At 69.7% G+C, this 21,573-nt stretch carries 19 protein-coding genes; 6 read left to right on the forward strand and 13 right to left on the reverse strand.

Annotated elements, in window-relative coordinates; translation table 11 throughout:
• The first annotated feature begins 15 nt into the window (after positions 1 to 15).
• Complete coding sequence (locus AB7I40_RS01005) at positions 16 to 948, forward strand: SGNH/GDSL hydrolase family protein (RefSeq protein WP_428346521.1); 933 nt, start codon at positions 16 to 18, stop codon at positions 946 to 948.
• A gap of 1 nt (position 949) precedes the next feature.
• Here the strand turns inward: AB7I40_RS01005 and ligA are convergent, their stop codons facing one another.
• Entirely contained in the window at positions 950 to 3,040 is a 2,091-nt protein-coding gene (gene ligA, locus AB7I40_RS01010; protein WP_428346522.1) for an NAD-dependent DNA ligase LigA, read from the reverse strand.
• A gap of 101 nt (positions 3,041 to 3,141) precedes the next feature.
• On the opposite strand from ligA, the gene AB7I40_RS01015 reads away from it, so the two are divergent.
• The 3 genes from AB7I40_RS01015 to AB7I40_RS01025 all read left to right on the forward strand — a co-directional run bounded on the left by AB7I40_RS01015 (position 3,142) and on the right by AB7I40_RS01025 (position 6,155).
• The gene (locus tag AB7I40_RS01015) at positions 3,142 to 3,777 is read left to right on the forward strand and encodes an alpha/beta hydrolase (RefSeq protein WP_428346523.1); all 636 of its coding nucleotides are present in this window, start codon (positions 3,142 to 3,144) and stop codon (positions 3,775 to 3,777) included.
• 112 nt (positions 3,778 to 3,889) lie between these two features.
• Entirely contained in the window at positions 3,890 to 4,495 is a 606-nt protein-coding gene (locus AB7I40_RS01020; RefSeq protein ID WP_428346524.1) for a TetR/AcrR family transcriptional regulator, read from the forward strand.
• 52 nt (positions 4,496 to 4,547) lie between these two features.
• The gene (locus tag AB7I40_RS01025) at positions 4,548 to 6,155 is read left to right on the forward strand and encodes a DHA2 family efflux MFS transporter permease subunit (protein ID WP_428346525.1); all 1,608 of its coding nucleotides are present in this window, start codon (positions 4,548 to 4,550) and stop codon (positions 6,153 to 6,155) included.
• A 100-nt stretch (positions 6,156 to 6,255) separates the two neighbouring features.
• Here AB7I40_RS01025 and AB7I40_RS01030 read toward each other — a convergent pair whose 3' ends face one another.
• From AB7I40_RS01030 to AB7I40_RS01075, 10 genes are all read right to left on the reverse strand, one after another.
• Positions 6,256 to 7,251, reverse strand: a complete 996-nt coding sequence (locus AB7I40_RS01030) for a methionine synthase (protein ID WP_428346526.1) — start codon at positions 7,249 to 7,251, stop codon at positions 6,256 to 6,258.
• On the reverse strand, positions 7,248 to 8,351 hold the full coding sequence (gene mnmA / locus AB7I40_RS01035; protein WP_428346527.1) for a tRNA 2-thiouridine(34) synthase MnmA: 1,104 nt from the start codon (positions 8,349 to 8,351) through the stop codon (positions 7,248 to 7,250). Before mnmA ends, AB7I40_RS01030 begins: the two co-directional genes overlap by 4 nt.
• Complete coding sequence (locus AB7I40_RS01040; RefSeq protein ID WP_428346528.1) at positions 8,351 to 9,523, reverse strand: cysteine desulfurase family protein; 1,173 nt, start codon at positions 9,521 to 9,523, stop codon at positions 8,351 to 8,353. The genes mnmA and AB7I40_RS01040 overlap by 1 nt, the downstream gene beginning before the upstream one ends.
• A gap of 52 nt (positions 9,524 to 9,575) precedes the next feature.
• On the reverse strand, positions 9,576 to 10,559 hold the full coding sequence (locus AB7I40_RS01045) for a matrixin family metalloprotease (protein ID WP_428346529.1): 984 nt from the start codon (positions 10,557 to 10,559) through the stop codon (positions 9,576 to 9,578).
• Between the two features lie 125 nt (positions 10,560 to 10,684).
• Entirely contained in the window at positions 10,685 to 11,656 is a 972-nt protein-coding gene (locus AB7I40_RS01050; protein WP_428346530.1) for an endonuclease/exonuclease/phosphatase family protein, read from the reverse strand.
• A gap of 17 nt (positions 11,657 to 11,673) precedes the next feature.
• The gene (gene proB / locus AB7I40_RS01055) at positions 11,674 to 12,804 is read right to left on the reverse strand and encodes a glutamate 5-kinase (protein ID WP_428346531.1); all 1,131 of its coding nucleotides are present in this window, start codon (positions 12,802 to 12,804) and stop codon (positions 11,674 to 11,676) included.
• The gene (gene obgE, locus AB7I40_RS01060) at positions 12,801 to 14,330 is read right to left on the reverse strand and encodes a GTPase ObgE (protein ID WP_428346532.1); all 1,530 of its coding nucleotides are present in this window, start codon (positions 14,328 to 14,330) and stop codon (positions 12,801 to 12,803) included. The genes proB and obgE overlap by 4 nt, the downstream gene beginning before the upstream one ends.
• Positions 14,331 to 14,416: 86 nt before the next feature.
• Positions 14,417 to 14,671 carry a bL27 family ribosomal protein gene (rpmA, locus tag AB7I40_RS01065; protein WP_428346533.1) on the reverse strand — a complete coding sequence of 85 codons (255 nt, stop codon included), beginning with the start codon at positions 14,669 to 14,671 and terminating at the stop codon, positions 14,417 to 14,419.
• 25 nt (positions 14,672 to 14,696) lie between these two features.
• Complete coding sequence (gene rplU / locus AB7I40_RS01070; RefSeq protein ID WP_428346582.1) at positions 14,697 to 15,005, reverse strand: 50S ribosomal protein L21; 309 nt, start codon at positions 15,003 to 15,005, stop codon at positions 14,697 to 14,699.
• Positions 15,006 to 15,195: 190 nt separating this feature from the next.
• Positions 15,196 to 15,753, reverse strand: a complete 558-nt coding sequence (locus tag AB7I40_RS01075; protein ID WP_428346534.1) for a dihydrofolate reductase family protein — start codon at positions 15,751 to 15,753, stop codon at positions 15,196 to 15,198.
• A gap of 124 nt (positions 15,754 to 15,877) precedes the next feature.
• Between AB7I40_RS01075 and AB7I40_RS01080 the strand changes: the two genes are divergently transcribed.
• The gene (locus tag AB7I40_RS01080) at positions 15,878 to 16,630 is read left to right on the forward strand and encodes a class I SAM-dependent methyltransferase (RefSeq protein WP_428346535.1); all 753 of its coding nucleotides are present in this window, start codon (positions 15,878 to 15,880) and stop codon (positions 16,628 to 16,630) included.
• 38 nt (positions 16,631 to 16,668) lie between these two features.
• Here AB7I40_RS01080 and AB7I40_RS01085 read toward each other — a convergent pair whose 3' ends face one another.
• Positions 16,669 to 19,770: an Rne/Rng family ribonuclease gene (locus AB7I40_RS01085; RefSeq protein ID WP_428346536.1), complete on the reverse strand. Its 3,102-nt coding sequence runs from the start codon at positions 19,768 to 19,770 to the stop codon at positions 16,669 to 16,671.
• Positions 19,771 to 20,083: 313 nt separating this feature from the next.
• Positions 20,084 to 20,803, reverse strand: coding sequence for a TIGR03936 family radical SAM-associated protein (locus AB7I40_RS01090; protein ID WP_428346537.1), 720 nt, complete (start codon positions 20,801 to 20,803; stop codon positions 20,084 to 20,086).
• Positions 20,804 to 20,885: 82 nt separating this feature from the next.
• Between AB7I40_RS01090 and AB7I40_RS01095 the strand changes: the two genes are divergently transcribed.
• Entirely contained in the window at positions 20,886 to 21,572 is a 687-nt protein-coding gene (locus tag AB7I40_RS01095; RefSeq protein WP_428346538.1) for a hypothetical protein, read from the forward strand.
• Position 21,573 lies beyond the last annotated feature (1 nt).

Genomic DNA, 21,573 nt, shown 5'->3' on the forward strand with positions numbered 1-21,573 from the left:
CCGTAGCCTGACGAGGTGTCTCGAGGCTTTCGGATCGCGCGTGTCGCGCCGGTGTTCGTCGCCGGCGCCGTGGCCCTCACCCTGCTGCTCAGCGGGTGCACCTCAGGGTCCGAGGGCACTGCGGCGAACTCGATCGGCGGGCCGGGCGGGACCACCGCGACACCGCGGACCTTCGAGCGGTACGTCGCCCTCGGGGACTCCTACACCGCCGCGCCGCTCGTGCCACAGTTGGACGCGGCTCGTGGGTGCTTCCGCTCGAGCGAGAACTACCCGTCGCTGGTGGCCGCGGCCATCACCGTGTCCGCCTTCGTCGATCGCAGCTGCAGCGCCGCCGACACCACCAACCTCGCCCGCCCACAACGGACCGAGACGGCACGGGTGCGGCCGCAGTTCGCCAGCCTGACCCCGGCCACGGACCTGGTGACGCTCGGCATGGGCGGCAACGACTTCCAGGTGTTCGCAACCCTGATCACCGACTGCGTGTCCCTGCGCAGCCAGGACCCCACCGGCTCCCCGTGTCGCGACGCCCAGCGCTCGGGTGGTCGCGACCGGCTGTCGACGTCGCTGGAGCGCACCGAACGCCGGGTCACTGCAGCCATCGCCGGGATCGAGCAGCGCTCTCCGCGCGCTGAGGTCCTGGTGGTCGGCTATCCGCAGCTGGTCCCGCCATCAGGGACCTGTCCTCGGCTCCTCCCACTGGCTGACGGCGACTACGCCTACGCCCGAACAGTGAGCCGCCGGCTCACTGGTGCGCTGAAACGGGCCGCGGAAACGGCCGGCGCGAGGTACGTCGACGTCTGGCGGGCCAGCGCAGGCCACGACATCTGCGCCGACGAGCCATGGATCAACGGTCAGTTCACCGATTTCTCCACGGCGGCGGCCTATCACCCGTTCGCAGTCGAGCAAGCGGCCGTCGCGGACCTGATCACCGCCGCCCTGACATCGTGAGTCACAGCCCTGCGGGACCATGCTCCAGGAGCACTGCGAAGGCGGCCTCGTCGAGGATCGGGACACCGAGCTGCTCGGCCTTCTCGGCCTTGGAGCCCGCACTCTCCCCCACCACCACGTAGTCGGTCTTCTTCGACACCGAACCGGATGCCTTGCCGCCCCGCGAGATGATGGCCTCCTTGACCGAGTCGCGCGTATAGGCCACCAGGGATCCGGTCACGACGACAGTGAGACCCTCGAGCGTGCGAGGAGTCGACTCGTCCCTCTCGTCGGCCATGGAGACCCCAGCGGCGGCCCACTTGTCGACGATGTCGCGGTGCCAATCGACGTCGAACCATTCGAGGACTGCCTCGGCAATCGTCGGCCCCACGCCTTCCGCGCCGGCCAGGCGCTCGTGGTCTGCTCCGCGGATGGCCGGCATCGAACCGAACTCGGCCGCGATCGCCCGAGCGGCGGTGGGCCCGACGTGGCGGATGGACAGAGCGACAAGCACCCGCCACAAAGGCACGTGCCTGGCCCGGGCCAGGTTGTCGAGCAGTCGGCGCCCGTTGGCCGAGAGGACCGGATCGTCGCCCTCGCCCTTCTTGGGAGCACGGGTGAACAAGGGGGTGCGCAGCAGCTTGGCTTCGTCGAGATCGAACACGTCGCCCTCGTCGGCGATCACCCCGGAGTCCAGCAACGCGACAGCCGCCTCGTAGCCGAGCCCCTCGATATCGAAGGCACCCCGGCCGGCCACGTGGAAGACCCGCTCGCGCACCTGGGCCGGGCAGTAGCGGTGGTTGGGACAACGCAGGTCCTTGTCGCCCTCCTTCTGCTGGGCCAGCGTCGTGCCACACGCCGGGCACTCCGTGGGCATGACCCACTCGGCCAGGTCCGGGGGCCGCAGTGCGAGCACCGGACCGACGATCTCGGGGATCACGTCACCGGCCTTGCGAAGGATCACCGTGTCACCGGGCCGCACGTCCTTGCGCCTGACCTCGTGAGCGTTGTGCAGGGTCGCCATCTCGACCGTCGAGCCCGCCACCCGGGTCGGCTCCATGCGGCCGAACGGGGTGACCCGTCCGGTCCGTCCGGTGTTGACCTCGATCGCGAGCAGCTTGGCGTTGACCTCCTCGGGCGGGTACTTGAACGCGATCGCCCACCGGGGCGCGCGACTCGTCGAGCCCAGCCGGCGCTGCAGCGCGACCTGGTCGACCTTGACCACCACTCCGTCGATCTCATGCTCCACGTCGTGGCGGTGTTCGCCGTAGTGTTCGATGAAGCCCTGGACCGCGGCCAGATCGGGCAGCACGCGGACCCGGTCGGAGGTCGGTAGCCCCCAGGTCTTGAGCGCGTCGTAGGCCGACGACTGGGCAGTGGGATCGAAGCCCTCCCGGGCACCGATGCCGTGGCAGACCATGCCCAGGTCCCGGGTCGCGGTGACGCGGGGGTCCTTCTGGCGCAGGGAGCCGGCCGCCGCATTGCGTGGATTGGCGAACGGCGGCTTGCCGGCGTCACGCATCGCCTCGTTGAGGCGCTCGAAGGCGACCACCGGCAAGAACACCTCACCCCTGACCTCCACCAGAGCCGGGACCGGGAGATCAGCGGTGCCGGTCAAGCGGTGCGGCACGGACGCGATGGTCTTGACGTTGGGCGTGACGTCCTCGCCGGTGCGGCCGTCGCCCCGCGTCAGGGCACGGACCAGCCGGCCCTGCTGGTAGAGCAGGTTGATGGCCAGACCGTCGACCTTGAGCTCGCACAGCAGCTCCGGATCACTGACCCCGTCGCGCTGGAGGCGGGCATGCCAGGCGGCGAGCTCCTCGTAGGAGAACGCGTTGTCCAGGCTCTCCATGCGCTGGAGGTGGTCCACGGCTGTGAACTCGGTGGAGACCTGCCCGCCGACCTTCTGCGTGGGCGAGTCGGGGGTGCGCAGCTCGGGGAACTCCTCCTCGAGTGCCTCCAGCTCCCGCATCCTCAGGTCGAAGTCGATGTCGGACAGTGTCGGGTCGTCAAGCACGTAGTAGCGCCAGCGGGCATCCTCGATCTGCTCCGAGAGAGCCTGATGGGCCTCTCGTGCCTCGGGTGTCGCCTGGGAGACCTCGGGGGAACTCATGGGGACATCTTGCCGGGTGGCACCGACATCCCGGCCACCCCCTCGACACCAATCCGCTCCCGCACAGGCTCCGAATACCAGGCGTGAGAGAAGATCTGAGCATGCCCGAGCCTGCCCTGACGAAGTACGACGCCACGGGTCCGGCTGACCGTCCCGAGGCAGTGATCCTGATGTTGCACGGCGGCAAGGACCGGTCCAGGCAGCCGGTCACCGGCCGCAGCGCGTCGTGGCGTCGTTCGCTCGCCATGCAGCGCGCCATCGCCGGGCCGGCCAACGCCGTCGGTGTCTCGGTCTGGCTGCTGCGCTACGGCATCCGAGGCTGGAACGACCCGGCACATCCTTCCCCCGTGCCGGACGCCCGCTGGGCGCTCTCCCAGCTCGACGACCTCGAGGTGCCCGTCGTACTCCTGGGGCACTCGATGGGCGGACGCACGGCCGTGCGGGTGGCCGATGACCCCAAGGTGGTCGGCGTCGTGGCCCTGGCTCCATGGCTGCCGGGTGACGAACCGATCGAGGCGCTGCGCGGCAAGCACCTGGTCGCCGCCCACGGCAGCACCGACCGGATCACCTCCGCCAAGGCGACTCGGGCCTTCGTCCGGCGCGCCGCCGAGATCAGCACCTCAGCCGACTTCGTCGACATGGGCCGGGTGGGCCACTACATGTTCAAGGACAGCGCCCGGTGGAACGAAATTGCCCTCAAACGCTCACTGGGCCTTCTGAAAGTCCCGCATTCCTGAGTGGTCCAGACCACCGGATGAAACCAGTTTGTTTCATCCGAGAGGCCGGAGTACCGTCCCTGCATGAAACGGAACCGTTTCGTTTCATCGACGTAACAGGGAGGGCTGGACAGTGAACGCAGGACCCTCCCTCCCCGTCGAGTCCCGACCCCGCGTCGAGGGCGATCGCGAGCTTCAGATCCTGCAGGCGACCCTCGAGGTGCTCGGTGACGTCGGCTACGACCGGTTGACCATGGACGCCGTGGCCACCCGTGCGAAGGCATCGAAGGCGACGCTCTATCGCCGTTGGAACACCAAGGCCGCGCTCGTCATCGACGCGATCGTCGCCCACAAGGGCCCCAACCACGTCCCCGACACCGGCAGCCTCCGCGGAGACCTGCTCGCCACGTCCTGTGGCTCGGGGGGCTTCACCGATCCGCAGCCGATCAGCGTGCTCGGCAGCATCATGACCGCGATCAACCGCGACGCAGACTTCGCCGAAGCCTGGCGCCGTGACTTCATCGGCCCCAAGATCGCCTCGTCACGCGCCATCTACGAGCGGGCCCGGGCCCGCGGCGAGATCCGGGACGACCTCGACATCGACCTGATCGCCGGGGCCTTCGCCGGGATCATCCTGCACCGCATCTTCGTGCTCGGTGAACCGGCCTCAGCCGACAGCATCGCCAACGTCATCGATCAGATCGTGCTGCCGGCCTGTCGGCCGACGGACCCTCGATGACTTCCTGACCCCCGTTCTGTCTACCTTCCACCATCCGACCTGAAAGAAGCTCATGGCTGACATCACCAAGACCGCCGAGGATTCGGCCACACCCGAGAGGCAGCTGCATCTCGGCTGGGCACTCGTGCTCATCTCCGTCGCTCAGCTGATGGTGGTGCTGGACGCGACCATCGCCAACATCGCCCTGCCCTACATCCAGAAGGACCTGGGCATCTCGCAGGCCAACCTGCCGTGGATCGTCACCGGCTACGCGCTCGCCTTCGGAAGCCTGCTGCTCCTGGGTGGTCGTCTCGGTGACCTCTACGGGCGCCGCAAGATCTTCATGGCCGGACTGGCCATCTTCGCCGTGGCCTCCCTGCTGGGCGGCCTCGCCACCACTGAGCCGCTGCTGCTCGCCGCCCGTGGCCTCCAGGGCCTGGGGGCTGCCCTGGCCTCCCCCGCCGCCCTTGCGCTGATCACGACGACGTTCCCGGCCGGCCCTGCCCGCAACCGGGCCTTCGCGGTGTACGCCGCGATGTCGGGTGCCGGCGCGGCGGTCGGTCTGATCCTCGGTGGCTGGCTGACCGGCACGACGCCCGACATCCTGGGCATCACCGTCGACGGCTGGCGCCTCACCTTCCTCATCAACGTGCCGATCGGCCTCGCGGCCGCCGCGCTCGCGCCGCGGTTCCTGCCGGAGTCCGAGTCGCACCCCGGCGAGCTCGACATCCCCGGTGCCGTGACCGGCACGCTCGGTCTGCTCGGGATCGTCTACGGCCTGTCGCGCGCCGGCACCAACGGCTGGGGCGACAGCTGGACGATCGCCAGCCTGGTCGCCGGTGCGGTGATGCTGATCGCCTTCGGCCTGATCGAGAGCCGCGTCAACCACCCGCTGCTGCCGTTCCGGATCTTCATGAACCGGACCCGGGCCTCGAGCTTCCTGGCGATGTTCCTGGCACCGGCCGCCATGTTCGCGATGTTCTACTACCTGAGCCAGTACATCCAGAACGTCATGGGCTACAGCCCACTCAAGGCCGGCGTCGCCTTCCTGCCGTTCTCGGTCGGCATCATCGTGGCTGCCGGTCTGGCCTCGAACCTGATCAACCGGGTCGATCCACGCTTCTTGGCCGGCATCGGCACGTTGATGGCAGCCGGGGCCCTCTACGGGTTCTCCACCCTGCCCTACGACACCGAGTACCCCGTCACGGCGGTCACGGGCAGCTACGTCACCGACATCCTGCCCTTCATCGTGCTGATGTCGCTGGGCATGGGCCTGGTCTTCGTGCCGGTCACTCTGACGGCCGTCCACCACCTGCGCAGTGAGGACAGCGGGATCGGATCGGGCGTGCTGAACACGATGCAGCAGGTCGGCGGCGCGCTCGGACTGGCGACGCTCTCGACCGTCGCCACCCATGTGTTCACCACGCGGGGAGCCGAGTTGCAGAAGGCCAGTGAAGCCGCGGCGGCCGCGGCCGGTGCGAACGCACCGGCACCCACTGCTGACCAGATCAGCGCGATGCAGCTGGTCGCACAGCAGCAGGTCTTCACCGACGGGTCGACCACGGCCTTCTTCGTGGGCGCACTGCTCATGCTCGGCGCCTCGGCGGTCGTGTGGATCTTCCTCAACGTCAAGCACGAGGAGCTGGCCACCGACGGTCCCGAGGTCGTTCACGTCGGCTGAGCCCACTGCATCGGGACGCCGTTCGCGCCGTCGGGCACTCGGGTGCCTGACCGCGCGGGCGGCGTTCTTCTTCTCGCCATGCGGCCGAGCCCGCATGCGGTCAGGACAGGTGGGTGGCCGCCGCGGCGGCAAGGCTCAGGGCACGGCGGCTCCAGACCGGCGTGGCGCCGGCCAACCCACAGGTCGGCGTCACCACGAGCCGGTCGGAGGGCTCGAGTCCGAGCATGTCGAGCAGACGGGTCACCCGCTCGGTGAGCGAGGACTCCGTGGGAGCGGGGTCCGGGGAGGTGGCCGCAACAGCCCCGAGCAACACCCAGTCCCCCGCATCGACTGCTTCGGCGAGCTGGTCGTGACCGGCTGCGTCCAACTGGTCCAGGTCGACACTGACGCCCTGGGCGCCGGCACCGCGCACCAGGGAGATCGGTGCATCGGAGGCACAGCAGTGCACGATGGGTGTGCCACCTGCCGCCACGACGGCTTCCAGCACCCAACCCAGGTGCTCCGAGGCCTCAGGCGGGTGGACGGTGCGGTGCCGCCCGAAGCCCGAGGCGGTCGGCACCCGACCGGCCAGCACGGACGGCAGCGACGGCTCGTCGAGCTGCACCAGCAGCTCGGTCGCGCCGGAGACCCTGCCCCGGACGTCGGCGATGTGGTCGCGGACCCCCTCAGCCAAGGCCTGGGCCAGCTCCCTGCGGGCACCGTGGTCGGAGAGCACCTTGTCACCCCGTGGCTTCTCGACGGTGGCGGCCAAGGTCCACGGGCCGGCGAGCTGGAGCTTGAAGACCCCCGTGTAGCCCTGCGTGAGCTCCTCCACCGTGTCCAGGTCCTGGGCGAGCAGGGAGCGGGCCCGCCGGTGGTCGACCCCCGAGGCATCGGTCAACCGCCATCCGGCCGGCTGGAGGTCGACACCGAGCCCGGAGACCACGGCAAGGCCGCGACCCGTCAGGCCGGCAGTCACGCCGCGGCCGGGGAGTTCGGCCACGTGTGGCAACCTCGGGAGGGTGTCGAGGATGATCCGCATCGACTCGGCGTACTGCGCCCCGGGTTGCTGCCCGTCGTCGAAGGGCATCGAGCCGACGCCGGTGGCCAGGGTCACGCAGGCACCCGCGCGGTCGCCGCGATGGTGGCTGAGCCGACCACCCTGCTGCCGTCGTAGAACACCGCCGCCTGACCGGGTGCGATCCCCTGCGCGGGATCCAGGAGCTCGATGGCGACCCCGGCTGCGTCCTGGCAGGTCGAGATCGTGGCTCGATGCTCAGCACCGTGCGCGCGCAGCTGCACCGTCCCGTGCAGCACGTCGGGCACGCTGCCGCACCAGCGCGCCTTGATGCCGTCGATCCGGTTGACCGCAAGCTCAGCACGCGGTCCCACGGTGACGGTGCCCGAGACCGGTTCGATGTCGAGGACGAAGCGCGGCTTGCCGTCGGCTGCCGGGCGCCCCAACCGCAGGCCCTTGCGCTGGCCGATCGTGTAGCGGAAGGTGCCCTCGTGCTGGCCGAGGACCTCGCCGGTGCCGTGCTCGACGATGTCGCCACCGCGGTTGGGCGCGAGATCCCCGAGCTTCTCCCCGAGCCAACCGGCGTTGTCGCCGTCGGCGATGAAGCAGATGTCGTGGCTGTCGGGCTTGTCGGCCACCATAAGGCCGCGGGCCTCGGCCTCGCGCCGTACGGCGGACTTCGGCGAGTCACCCAGGGGGAACAGGGAGTGCGCCAGCTGGTCCTGGGTGAGGACGCCGAGCACGTAGGACTGGTCCTTGGCCATGTCGACGGCCCGGTGCATCTCGATCAACCCGTCGGGGCCGGTCTGCAACTGGGCGTAGTGGCCGGTGGCCACCGTGTCGAAGCCCAGCCCCAGCGCACGGTCGAGGACGGCCGCGAACTTGATCTTCTCGTTGCAGCGCAGGCAGGGGTTGGGCGTGCGCCCGGCGGCGTACTCGCTCATGAAGTCCTCGACCACGTCCTCATGGAAACGGTCACTGAGGTCCCACACGTAGAAGGGGATCCCGATGACGTCGGCTGCCCGCCGGGCGTCGTTGCTGTCCTCGATCGTGCAGCACCCGCGCGCGCCGGTGCGGTAGGACTTGGGGTTGCGTGACAGAGCCAGGTGGATGCCGGTGACGTCGTGGCCAGCCTCGACCGCCCGGGCTGCGGCGACGGCGGAGTCCACGCCACCGGACATGGCAGCCAGGACCTTCATCAGCGGCCCCGCACGCTGGCTGCCCGGGCGCGTTCGACGCACGGGCCGATCGCCTGGACCAGGGCCTCCACATCGGCAGCTGTGCTGGTGTGACCGAGCGAGAATCGCAGCGCCCCGCGCGCGTCCGCCTCGGTGAATCCCATGGCCAGCAGCACGTGGGAGGGCTGTGGCACCCCGGCCGAGCAGGCCGAACCGGTGGAGCACTCGATGCCGCGTGCGTCCAGCAGCATCAGCAGCGAGTCACCCTCGCAGCCGGGGAAGGTCAGGTGGGCGTTGCCGGGCAGCCTCTGGCCGGCACTGCCGTTGTAGATCGCGCCCGGCACGGCCTCCTGCACGCGCCGCACCAGATCGTCGCGCAGCACACTCACGCGGGCTGAGTGCTCGGGCTGGTGCTTGACCGACAGTTCCACCGCCGCCGCCAGGCCGGCGATCGCCGGCGCATCGATGGTCCCGCTGCGGATGTCGCGCTCCTGGCCTCCGCCATGCATCAGCGCGGTGACCGCCAGCTCACGTCGTACGACGAGCGCGCCGACGCCGAACGGTCCACCGACCTTGTGGCCCGACAGGCTGAGGGCGTCGACCCCGGAGCGGGCGAAGTCGACCGGCACCGAGCCGACCGCCTGGACGGCGTCGGTGTGCACCGGGATCCGGTGCTCACTGGCCAGCGCCACGACCTCGTCCAACGGCTCCAGGGTCCCTACCTCGTTGTTGGCCCACATCACCGAGACCAGGGCCACGGTGCCCGGATCGCGTTCGATGCTGGCTCGCAGGGCATCGAGGTCGAGCCGACCCGCGTGGTCGACCCCGATGAGCTCGACCTCGGCGCCCTCGGCCTCGGCCAACCAGTCCAGGGGGTCGAGCACCGCGTGGTGCTCGACCGCCGAGGCCAGGATGCGGGTGCGGCGAGGGTCCTCGGCTCGTCGTGACCAGAAGATGCCTTTCAACGCCAGGTTGTCCGACTCGGTGCCCCCCGAGGTGAACACCACTTCGCCGGGACGACAGTTCAGCGCCCTGGCCACCGATTCGCGGCTCTCCTCGACGATGCGCCGAGCGTGACGTCCCGATGCGTGCAGCGAGGAGGCGTTGCCGGTGGTCGTCAACTGCGCCGAGAGCGCAGCGATGGCTTCGGGCAGCATCGGCGTGGTCGCCGCGTGGTCGAGGTAGACGGTCATGACGACCCCAGCCTACGGCGGGCCTCCACCTGCCGCCCAAACCGCCCGCCCGCTAGTAGAGCTGGCGCATCCCCTTGATGTCACCCAGACCGAGGGTGCGGAAGGCCGTCGAGCAGGCCGGCAGGAAGTGGTGCATCGTCAGGTTGGGGTTGGACACGTGTCCCAGGCCCCAGGCATGACCCCATTCGTGGGTCGCCAGCGACTGCAGGTCGTAACGCTGGGTGCAGGACCCGGGGATCGCGGTGACCACCTTGGCCGACGTCGACAGGCGCATGTCGGCGGCGATCATCTTGCCGCTGCCGCCCCACCAGTAGCAGGTCCAACCCAGCAGACTGTTGGGCAACGCACCCCAGCCGACCACGTTCCTGCTGTTGAGCTTGCCGCACGTGATGCGACTGCCCTTGACCCGGATGCCGGGGCCGGTGGCGCTGACGCCGGCGTAGCGGGCGCGGGCACTCAGGTTGCTGGTGCGGTTGCAGTCGTTGCGGGCGGTGCGCATGTTGGTCATGCCGGCCCTGATGTGGGCCAGCGCCTTGCCCGTCGCATAGCGCTTGGGCTCCGAGGGCCGGTGGTAGCGCCACGACAGCACCTTGCCCCAGGGGTGTCGACCGGAGGCCAGCTTGAACTGGCCGGCGGAGCACGCCCCCGCGGCCCTGGCCGCGAGGCCTCGCGACGCCGGTGCGGCGTCGCCGTCGACGGTGGCGCGGACCACGCCGTCGAGGTTGGTGACCTGCAGCGACGCGGCGTCACTGGATCCGGCACCCGCGACGCCGTCAGCACCGACGCCGTAGCCGGCGCGAGGCACGACGACAGCGGCCGAACCCGACACCACGACCCTGCCGACCAGTGAGCAACCGCTGACACCATCGACGAGTGCCGAGGCGGCGATCGGCCCGCGCGTGTCACACACGCTGGAGCGCTGCCCCGTGGTGGCCGGCGTCGCGGCGGTGCTGGAGGTCATGGTGGCAGCCAGTGGCACCGTCACCGCCAGCGCGACCAGGATGGCGCCGCAGCGCCCCGAGATGGATCCCGTCATGTGAAACTCCCCCGTAGATCTGTCTGGACTTCGCACCAATGTGTCACAGACGGCCGACAGGATCGAGTCACGGGGGTGGGGTCCGCGTGGCCCTCCCCGAAGTCGCGGACGGGCTCGGGCCTCGCTCAGCGCAGGGCGACCTCGGCAAGCACACCGCTGTGATCGGTGTTGTCCAACGCGACCGTCCGGACCCCCACCGCGGCGAACCGAGGGCCGATCAGCACGTGGTCGATCTGGACCAGGCGAGGCAGGCCCAGACCCAACACGTGGAACTCGCCGTTGGCCGGCCAGGTCGGCTGCCAGCCGGTGTTGAGCCGTTCGGCGGCATCCACGGTGCCGGCGTCGAGCAGTCGCTGGAACTGCCGGTGGTCGCGGGTGGCATTGAAGTCCCCGGCCACGATGTCCGGCTGGTCGGCCTCGATGGCGTCCGCGATCGCTGCGAGGTCGTCGGCCCACTGACCCGCGGACCCCTTCGGTGGCCTCGGGTGCACGGCGAAGACCGTGACGTCGCCCTGCGGCAGGGACACGGTCATCGACCAGGAGCCGAAGTTCGTCGACAGCCGGGTCACCTCGCTGATCGGCGCGGCCGCGAACACCATGGTGCCGGCGATCTGCTCTGCTGGCCGCCCACCCGAATGGGGGAACGCCTCGTCGAGCCCGGCCTCGCGCAGGTCGGCGAGGATCCCGGGGGTGACCTCCTCCAGCACCAGGACGTCGACCTTCTGTCGCACTGCCTTGTCGAGCACGGCCGGTGCGTCCGCTTGGCCTCGGTAGAGGTTCACGGTGAGCACGCGCAGGGGCACTGCGTCCGCGGCAGCGGTGGGGTGCGGGCCGACGAACTGCGGGCTCAACCACCAGGCATGCAGCCCCAGCAGGAGCAGGGCGACGATTGCCGTCGCCGCATCGACCTGCCACCGTCCACGGCCGGGCAACAGCACCCGGACGATGCAGAACAGCACGACGAACCCGTAGAGCACGATCGCGAGAGGGGCGAACGACACCAGGCGCACCGCGAGCCCGAACTCGGGCTGGACGATGCGCAGCACCGTCAGCACCAGGGCCGGCACCAGGAAGAGCGCGACCAGCAGCCTGCCCATCCCCCTCATGATTCCAACTAGAGCACGATCAGGTCGTCTCGGTGGACCAGCTCTCGTTCGTAGGCCGCGCCGAGCTCGCGCTTGAGCTCGTGCGAGGAGCGGCCCAGCAGTCCGGGCAGCTCGTCGGCGTCGAAGTTGACCAGCCCTCGGGCGACGGTGGTGCCGTCGGGACCCAGCAGGTCGATCGGGTCACCCGCCACGAACGAGCCACGGACCGCGGTGACGCCAGCGGCCAGCAGCGAGGCGCGCCGCTCGGTCACGGCCTTCACGGCGCCACCGTCCAGGACGAGCTGACCCTTCGGTTCGGTGGCGTGCGCCAACCACAGCAGCCGGGTCGGGCGCCGCTTGCCGGTGGGGTGGAACAGGGTGCCCACCGGATCCCCCGCCAACGCCGCCGAGGCCTGGTCGGCACTCGTGAGGACGACGGGGATGCCGGCACCGGTGGCGATCCGTGCGGCATCGACCTTGGTGGACATGCCCCCGGTCCCCACGCCGGCTGCTCCGGCGGTGGTGGTGCGGACGCCGGCCAGATCCGCGTTGCCGCGGACCTCTGCGATGAGCCGGGTGCCGTCGTGGGTGGGGTGCCCGTCGTACAGTCCGTCGACGTCGGAGAGGAGCACCAGCAGATCGGCGTGCACCAGGTGCGCGACGAGTGCAGCCAGGCGGTCGTTGTCGCCGAACCGGATCTCGCTGGTCGCCACGGTGTCGTTCTCGTTGACGATGGGCAGCACCCCGAGCTCGAGCAGCTTGGCGAAGGTCTGGTGCGCGTTGCGGTAGTGCGCTCGTCGTACGACGTCATCGACGGTGAGCAGCACCTGACCGGTCACCAGACCGTGCCGGGCGAGTTCCTCGGTGTAGCGGTGCACGAGCAGTCCCTGGCCCACCGAGGCGGCAGCCTGCTGCGCGGGCAGCGCGCGCGGCCGCTTCCTGAGGCCGAGCGGGGCCAGGCCGGCGGCGATGGCTCCCGACGAGACGAGCACGACCTCGGCACCACGGGACCGGACCGACGCCAGGACGTCGACCAGACGACTGATCCGGCTCGGGTCGATGCCACCGGCCGCGGTGGTCAGGGACGAGGAGCCCACCTTGACCACGATGCGACGGGCACCGGAGACCGTGCTGCGGTGCTCGAGCCCTTCGCGGCTCATGCGTCGGAGTCCGGGTCCGACGCCAGCCAGTCGGGATCTGCCTCCGTACCGATCTCGTACGACGTCGGGCCGGTGACCAGCTTGCGCGCAACGTCGGCGCGGGTCTCGTTCTCCTCGCGCTCGCCCATCATCTCGTCGATCTCGCGGCGGCGGCGGTGCGCGGGACGCTTCTCGTCGAAGCGCTGGTCCTCTCCACGACGACCCAGCATCTCGACCCCGGCGTCGATGCCGGGCTTGAAGTCGAACACCACGGAGTTGTCCGGGTGCCCGATGAGGACCGCGTCGCCCTCCTGGGCGCCGAGTTCGACCAGCTTGGCCTCGATGCCGATCCGGTTGAAACGGTCGGCGAGGAACCCGACCGCCTCGTCGTTGCCGAAGTCGGTCTGTCGGACCCAGCGTTCGGGCTTCTCGCCTCGAACGCGCCAGCCCTCGTCGGTCCGGGCGATCGTGAACTCGCCCTTGCCGTCCACCGAGGGCGGCCGGATCACGATGCGTTGTGCCTCGGCGACGGGGCGCTCGGCTCGAGCCCTGGCCACGATCTCGGCCATGGCGAAGGTGAGCTCGCGCAGCCCTTCGCCGGAGGCTGCGCTGACTTCGAGGACCGTGAGCCCACGCTCACGCAGCTCGTCGGTGACGAACGAGGCTATGTCGCGACCATCGGGCACGTCGACCTTGTTGAGCGCCACGAGGCGGGGCCGGTCCTCGAGCCCGCCGTAGCGGCTGAGCTCGTTCTCGATGATGTCCAGATCCTCGACGGGGTTGCGGCCGGGCTCCACGCTGGCGGTGTCGATGACGTGGACGAGCGCCGCGCAGCGCTCGATGTGGCGCAGGAAGTCGTGGCCCAGGCCACGCCCCTCGCTGGCGCCCTCGATGAGTCCGGGGACATCGGCGACCGTGAAGGTGGTGTCGCCGGCGCTGACGACTCCGAGGTTGGGCACCAGGGTGGTGAACGGGTAGTCCGCGATCTTGGGGCGCGCCCGGCTGATGGCGGCGATCAGGCTGGACTTGCCGGCGCTCGGGAAGCCCACCAGGCCGATGTCGGCCACGACCTTCAGCTCGAGGACCACCTCGATCTCGTCACCGGGCTCGCCGAGCAGTGCGAAGCCGGGGGCCTTGCGCTTGGAGCTGGCCAGGGCGGCGTTGCCGAGACCGCCGCGGCCGCCACTGGCGATCACCAGCTCGGTGCCGACGCCGACCAGGTCGGCGATGAGGTTGCCGCGCACGTCAGAGACGACGGTGCCCTCGGGGACGGGAAGGATCAGGTCCTGACCGTGGCTGCCGTTGCGATGGCCGCCGGCACCGTGACCGCCGCTCTCAGCGCGCCGCTTGGGGCTGTGGTGGTAGGCGAGCAGGGTGGTGACGTCCTGCTCCACCCGTAGGATCACCGATCCGCCGGGGCCACCGTTGCCGCCGTCGGGGCCGCCCAGCGGCTTGAACTTCTCACGGTGCACCGACGCGACACCGTGTCCACCCCGGCCCGCTGCGATGTGCAGCGTGACCTGGTCGACGAAGGTCGGGACAGCCATGAGTTCTCCTGTACGAAAATGCCGAAGGGCGCCCCCAGTCTAGGGACGCCCTTCGGGTGAAGTGTGTGTCTAGGGGTGGAGTGAGGTCACTCGCCCGGGACGATGTTGATCACGCGACGACCGCGCTTGGTGCCGAACTCGACAGCGCCTTCGACGAGCGCGAAAAGGGTGTCATCACCGCCGCGGCCGACGCCACTGCCAGGGTGGAAGTGGGTGCCACGCTGGCGCACGATGATCTCGCCGGCGTTGACCAACTGGCCGCCGTAGCGCTTGACGCCGAGGCGCTGGGAGTTGGAGTCGCGACCGTTCTTGGTCGAGGCTGCGCCCTTTTTGTGTGCCATGAGTTCAGTCCTTTATCTGGGAACGTCAGACGGTGATGTCGGTGACCTTGACCTGGGTGTACTTCTGACGGTGCCCCTGGCGCTTCTTGTATCCGGTCTTGTTCTTGTACTTCTGGATGATGATCTTCGGACCCTTGGTGGCGCCGAGGACCTCCACGGTGACGGAGGCCTTCCCGAGCGCCGCGGCGTCGGTGGTGACGCTCGCGCCGTCGACGAGCATCAACACGGGGAGGCTGACGGACTCGCCGACACCCGTCGTGATCTTGTCGATCTCGAGGACGTCGCCGACGGCCACCTTCTGCTGAATGGCGCCTGCGCGCACGATCGCGTACACCGCGGTCTCCTTCGTCGTTTCCATCTGCGTAACAGTGCTGGTCTGCGGCACACAGATCCACACATCAGATGCGAGGAGGAGGTGCCATGCAGAATGCGCGCGCGGGGCGCACGCCGAGAATCAATACTACGGACGTTGGGCGCTCACCGCAAAACGGGCTCGTTCCTGGACGGTCCGCGCACTCCCTCGCTCAGCGTACGACGTCGTACACGGCCAGGCGGATGCCGTTGGAGTACGCCGCGTGCTCGACCAGTTCGAGCTTGGCCACCTGCGCACCCTCCTCGGCGAAGAGTCGCTTTCCGCCTCCGAGGACGATCGGGAACTCCAGGAGGTGGTAGCGGTCGACGAGCCCTGCCGCAGCCAGGCCCTGGGCGAGCCGGGCACTGCCGTGCACGATGATCGGGCCGCCCGCGGTCTCCTTCAGGGCGGCCACGTCGTCCAGCGAGCGCAGCACCGTGGTGTTGTTCCACTCAGGATCGGTGAGGGTGGTGGAGACGACGTACTTGGGCATGGCGTTGTACTCCGCGAAGTCGGCCATCGTGGGCCACACCGGGGCGAACTCGTCATAGCTGACGCGCCCCAGGAGCATCGCGGTGGCCTCAGCCTGTTCGCGGCCCTTGATCTCGTAGGCCGCGAGGTCGAACGCGACGTCCTTGAAGGTCCACCCGGCGCGTGGGTGGCTGCCACCTCCGGGCGAGTCGACGACTCCGTCGAGGCTGATGAACTCGGTGATGATCAGGGTGCGCATGTGGACTCCTCGTGGATGGGGTCAAGGGATGTTCTCATCCACTCCACGAACGGGGATCACCGAACACGACATCGCCGCACAAATGCGTTGGACCCCGACTGTGGATGGGGGCAGGATCGCGACCATGTGGCAGGACAGGATCTGGGATGCCGAGACCGCCCAGCGATACGACACACCCGGGGAGGGCATGTTCGCCCCCGAGGTGCTGGAGCCGACCGTGGCGGCACTGGCCAGCTGGGCCGAGGGTGGTGCCGCTCTCGAGTTCGCGGTCGGCACGGGTCGGGTGGCACTTCCGCTTGCTGCGGCCGGCGTGCCGGTCACCGGTATCGAGCTGTCCACGGCGATGCTCGACCGACTGCGGGCCAAAGCGCCACAGGAGAGCCTGCCGGTGGTCGTGGGCGACATGGCCCGGACCTTCGTGACCGGTGACTTCACCCTGGTCTACCTGGTTTTCAACACGATCTCGAACCTGGTGACCCAGGCAGAACAGGTGGCCTGCTTCCACAATGCAGCCCGTCACCTTGCCCCCGGCGGTCGTTTCGTGATCGAGCTGTGGGTGCCCGAGCTGCGGCGACTCCCACCGGGCATCGCGGCCACCGTGGGGCGTTCGGACCCCGACTACCTGCTGGTCGACACCTACGACACGCTGCACCAGCACGTGGTCTCGCACCACTTCACGTTCGACGACACTTCGGTCGCAGAACTCTTCCGGAGCCCGCACCGCTACATCTGGCCGGCCGAGCTCGACCTCATGGCGCAACTGGCGGGCTTCGAGCTCGAGAGCAGACACGCCGACTGGTCCGGGTCGGAGTTCACCGCCGACTCGTCGTCGCACGTCTCGGTCTACCGGCTGCCCGGGCCACCGCCCGCCCGCTGAGTGGTGCCCCGCGGGCACGACTCAACGAGGTGGGCCGGTCAGCGCCTGCGCGAACCCTTCTTCTTCACCGGCACGTGCAGCTCCGCGTGCTCGCCAGGCGTGCCTGGTTCGACACCCGCAGCGCCCGGCTCCACCATGCCGTGGGCGGCCGGGGCACCGACGTCGCCCACGGTCGCGGACGTTTCGTCGGCATGAGCCGGGCCGGTGGCCGGGATCGCCACCGAGGGAGGGCCAGCAGGGCGGCTCGCGCTGCGCCGCCGAGTCCTCGTCACGACGCGAGGTGCCTCCGCGACCGGCGCCGGGGTCGGCTCGGGTTCGGCCGGCACCACAGGCTCGGGGGCGGGCTCGACCGGGTCGGGGTGGAACGGGTCCGGCTGGGTGGGCTCGGGCTCCACCGGGGTCGCAGGATCCACCGGCTCAGGCTCGACCGGCACTGGCTCGACCGGCACTGGCTCGACGGGGTCAGGCTCCACCGGGGTCGCAGGATCCACGGGCTCAGGCTCCACCGGAGTCACTGGCTCGACCGGGCCGGCAGGCTCCAGCGGCTCGACCACGGCGACGTCCGGCTCCACCGGAGGGTGCGTGGCCGCAAGGTCCTTGGGCGAGGGGACGGCGCGCGGCGGGGTGTTGCCGTTGCCGTTGCCGTTGCCGCTGCCGTTGCCACCTTGGGCGCCATCGCGACCTCGTCCGCGATTGCGGCGTCCGGTGGCGGGACCGCCGCCGGGACCGCCACCTCGCCGACCGTCGTCGTCGGAGTTCTTCGGCTCGATGGGTGCGTCATGGATGACGATGCCTCGACCTTGGCAGGCTTCGCAGTTCTCGCTGAAGGCCTCGAGCAGGCCGGTCCCGATCCGCTTGCGGGTCATCTGCACCAAGCCCAGCGAGGTCACCTCGGCAACCTGGTGGCGGGTCCGGTCGCGCCCCAGGCACTCGACCAGGCGGCGCAGCACGAGGTCGCGGTTGGACTCCAGCACCATGTCGATGAAGTCGACCACGATGATCCCGCCGATGTCGCGCAGCCGCAGCTGGCGGACGATCTCCTCGGCGGCCTCGAGGTTGTTCTTGGTGACGGTCTCCTCGAGGTTGCCGCCGGAGCCGGTGAACTTGCCGGTGTTGACGTCAACCACCGTCATGGCCTCGGTCCGGTCGATGACCAGCGATCCACCCGAGGGCAGCCAGACCTTGCGGTCGAGTCCCTTGGCGATCTGCTCCTCGACCCGGTAGGTCGAGAAGACGTCGGCGCCGTGCTCGGCACGGTCGTAGCGCTCCAGGCGCGGCTCGAGGTCGGGGGCCACGTGGGCGACGTACTGCTGCACCGTCTCCCAGGCGTCGTCGCCCTCGATCACGAGCTTGGAGAAGTCCTCGGTGAACAGGTCGCGCACGACCTTGAGGGTCAGGTCGGGCTCGCCGTAGAGCAGCTTGGGAGATCCGCCGGACTTGGAGTTCTTCTCGATGTCCTCCCAGCGCGCCTTGAGCCGCTCCACGTCCGTGGTGAGCTCCTCCTCGGAGGCACCTTCCGCGGCGGTGCGCACGATCACGCCGGCCGTGTCGGGGACGATGTCCTTGAGCAGCGTCTTGAGCCGGTTGCGCTCGGTGTCGGGCAGCTTGCGGGAGATGCCGCTGGTGGTGCCGTCGGGCACGTAGACCAGGAAGCGTCCAGCCAGGCTGACCTGGCTGGTGAGACGCGCTCCCTTGTGTCCGAGTGGGTCCTTGGTGACCTGAACCAGGATCGACTGTCCCGACGAGAGCACCGACTCGATCTTGCGAGGCTGCCCGTCCTTGTGGCCGAGCGAGGACCAGTTGACCTCGCCGGCGTAGAGCACGGCGTTGCGTCCCTTGCCGATGTCGACGAACGCCGCCTCCATCGAGGGCAGCACATTCTGCACGCGGCCCACGTAGACGTTGCCGATCAACGAGGTCTGGGACTCACGGGCGACGTAGTGCTCGACGAGCACCTTGTCCTCGAGGACGGCGATCTGGATCAGGTCCTCACGCTGACGGATCACCATCACGCGCTCCACGGACTCGCGACGGGCCAGGAACTCGGCTTCGCTCACGATCGGTGCGCGGCGGCGACCAGCCTCACGGCCCTCGCGCCGACGCTGCTTCTTCGCCTCGAGTCGCGTCGATCCGGACACTGCGGTGATCTGGTCGTCCGAGGTGCGGCTGCGTCGGACGCGGGTGGTGGTCTTCTCCGGGTCGTCCCCACCGTCGCCACCATCTTCGCCGGGACGGCGACGGCGTCGACGACGACGTGAACCGCCGCCCTCGCCCGCGTCGTCGGCGGCGGCTTCCTGAACGCCACCCTCCGGCGTTGCATCCGCCTCGGAATCGCCGGCGCCCGCCTCGGTGTCGTCATCTCCGGAGCGGCGACGACGACGCCCGCCGCGGCGGCGCCGGCGACGCGGGCCATCGTTCTCATCGCTCTCGTCGCTGTCGTCGACGTCGTCGGCTTCGAGATTGACGTCGTCCGCGGCGTCCTCGGTGACCTCGTCGTCCTCGTCGTCACTGCTCGCAGCGGCCTTCGCGGCGGCCTTCGAACCCGCCTTGGCGCCACCCCGGTTGCGCTGGCGGCTCGGGCGCTCACCGCCACGGCGGCCCGTCCGCTCGGCGTCGGGCGCGGTCTCGCCTTCCGCGGCACCCTCAGTGGGCGTGTCGGTGGCTGGGGCATCGGGGGTTGGGGCATCGGGGGCGGCTTCGGCCGGTGCCGGAGCCATCTTCACGACGGGCTTGCGGGTGCGTCGGGTGGTCACGACCGTGGCGTCGGGGGCCTGGAAGAGGGGTACGACGGCCGTGGGCGCCGCTGCCGCTGAGGGCTCAGGCGCCTCGAAGGGGATCTCAGGTGTGGTCTCAGGCGCCACCTTGGCGGCGGTCTTCCTCGGGGCCCGGGTCCGGGTGGTCTTCTTCACTGCCGGCACGGACTCACCGGCAGACTCGGGGGTGGCGGCAGCAGCCTCGGTGACGTCACCCGGATCGTCCGCGGGAGCCGCGGCGACAGCCTTCTTGGCCGTGCTCTTGCGGGCAACGGTCTTCTTGGCCGCGGTCTTCTTGGCGGCGCTCTTGCGGGCCGGCGCCTTCTTCGGGGCTTCGGCAGCAGGTTCCAGAACTGAATCGCTGGAGGTGGAGTCTTCGTCGAGCATGGGCTCTCCTTGTCACCCGGAGCGCCGAGGCACTCGATCTCGGGTGTGTCAGACGCCGGCGGCCACGAACAGCCGGACGACGCAAAGCCTTCAGGTGGCGGCGACACCCTCCGCGGGCGCGTCAGAGGATGGGTGCCTGTCACCTACCGCGGTCGCTGGGCGTTGAACGCACTGTCCCTGTCACGGATCGGTGCTGCAGCCGCGTCGCGGTTTGGCGAAGACTCTCACCTTCTGTGCCAGTCCCGAATCGGACCGGCGAGAACGTCGTCGGGTCGTGCCGTGAAGCACAAACCACTCACGAGTATCGCACAGGTCAAGCGATTTCCGGTGAGCGGCCGGATGCCAGCGGGTCAGCGATGCTCGCCGTCTCCTCGTCCAGCAGGCCCTGGCTCAGCCGCGTCAGGGTCGGCGCCTCGCCTGCATCGAAGCCCGTCGTGGCGGCGAGTCCGGACAGTACGTCGTCGGGGCGCACCGCGGGGACCTCGTGGCGCAGCACCAGATCCAGGACCGTCCCCCGGGCGGCCAGCGAGATCACCGCTGCACGGCAGTTGAACGAGCGCAGGCCCTTCTTCGTCATCCGCTCGACCATCACCTCGTCCTCGGCGAGGAACCTCTCCACGGCCGCTGCGGCAGCCTCCGGGTCACCGGTCGAGGTGATCTGCCAGTGACTTCCGGTGAGCAGGTCGGCCAGGGAGCCACCGGCCGACTCGACCACCTCGAGGACGTCCAGCCCGTCGGGGAGAGCGGCCTCGAGCTGCAGCTTGACCTCGGCCGGATCCACGACCTGCGCCAGGGCGATCTCGAGGTACTCGGCCTCACTCGCCGAGCCGGTCGGCGCGGCCCCGGCGTACGAGATGCGGGGGTGCGGGTTGAACCCCGAGGAGTAGGCCATGGGCACCCGGGCCCGGAACACGGCGCGCTCGAACGCGCGACTGAAGTCGCGGTGGCTGGTGAAGCGCAGTCGCCCACGTTTCGCATAGCGGATCCGGAGCCGTTGCACCGGCGGGGCCTGTTGTTCGGGTTGCTCACGCACGGGGCAACGCTAGCCGTAACCCGGGGCTGGACACGCTTCATCACCGTATCTAAGGTAAGGCTTACCTAACTTTGGAGTGCAGATGACCACGGAACCCACCCCGACCATGACCGACCTCGCCGCCGTCGCCCGCAGTGTCCTGGCCTGTCCGGGCTCGATGAGCCTCCTGGTCGACGGCATCGAACACGTCGACGGCTCCACCAGTCTGGTCCTCGAGGACCGAGGGGGCCTTCCTGCCATCACCTGCCACCTCGACTCTCCGCTGCACCGGGCCGCCGAGCAGGCCCGCTCCGGGCTCCTCGAGCTCTCCAGCGGTCTGCCGGATCCGGACCCGGGGCTGTCCCTGGTGCTGGCCGGCCACCTCGATCTCGTGGGCGAGGAGGTCCTCGACGACGAGCCAGCCGTGCAGGTGCTGCTGGTCGTCACCCGGGTGCTGCTGATCCGTCGGGGTCGGCGCCACCTGATCGCCCCCCAGGCCTTCCGCGATCCCACGCTTGCCTTGAACTCGGGCTACCTGCACCGGGCCACGGAGCATGCCAACTGTTGCCACCTGGCAGAGCTCCGCCGCTCCGTGGCCCAGGCCGTCGGCGTGCCGGTCGACGGCATCCTCGCGGCTGCCCTGGATCGACTCACCCCGAGCGCGGTCGACCTCGTCTGGGTCGACGAGCACGGCGCAGATCGCCGGACCCTGACCTTCGAGCGACCCGCAGCCACTCCGGTCGAGCTCGGGGACGCGCTGCGCCGTCGCCTGCACGCGAGCATCTGCTGAG

The organism is Nocardioides sp., assembly GCF_050246775.1.
Lineage (GTDB): Bacteria > Actinomycetota > Actinomycetes > Propionibacteriales > Nocardioidaceae > Nocardioides.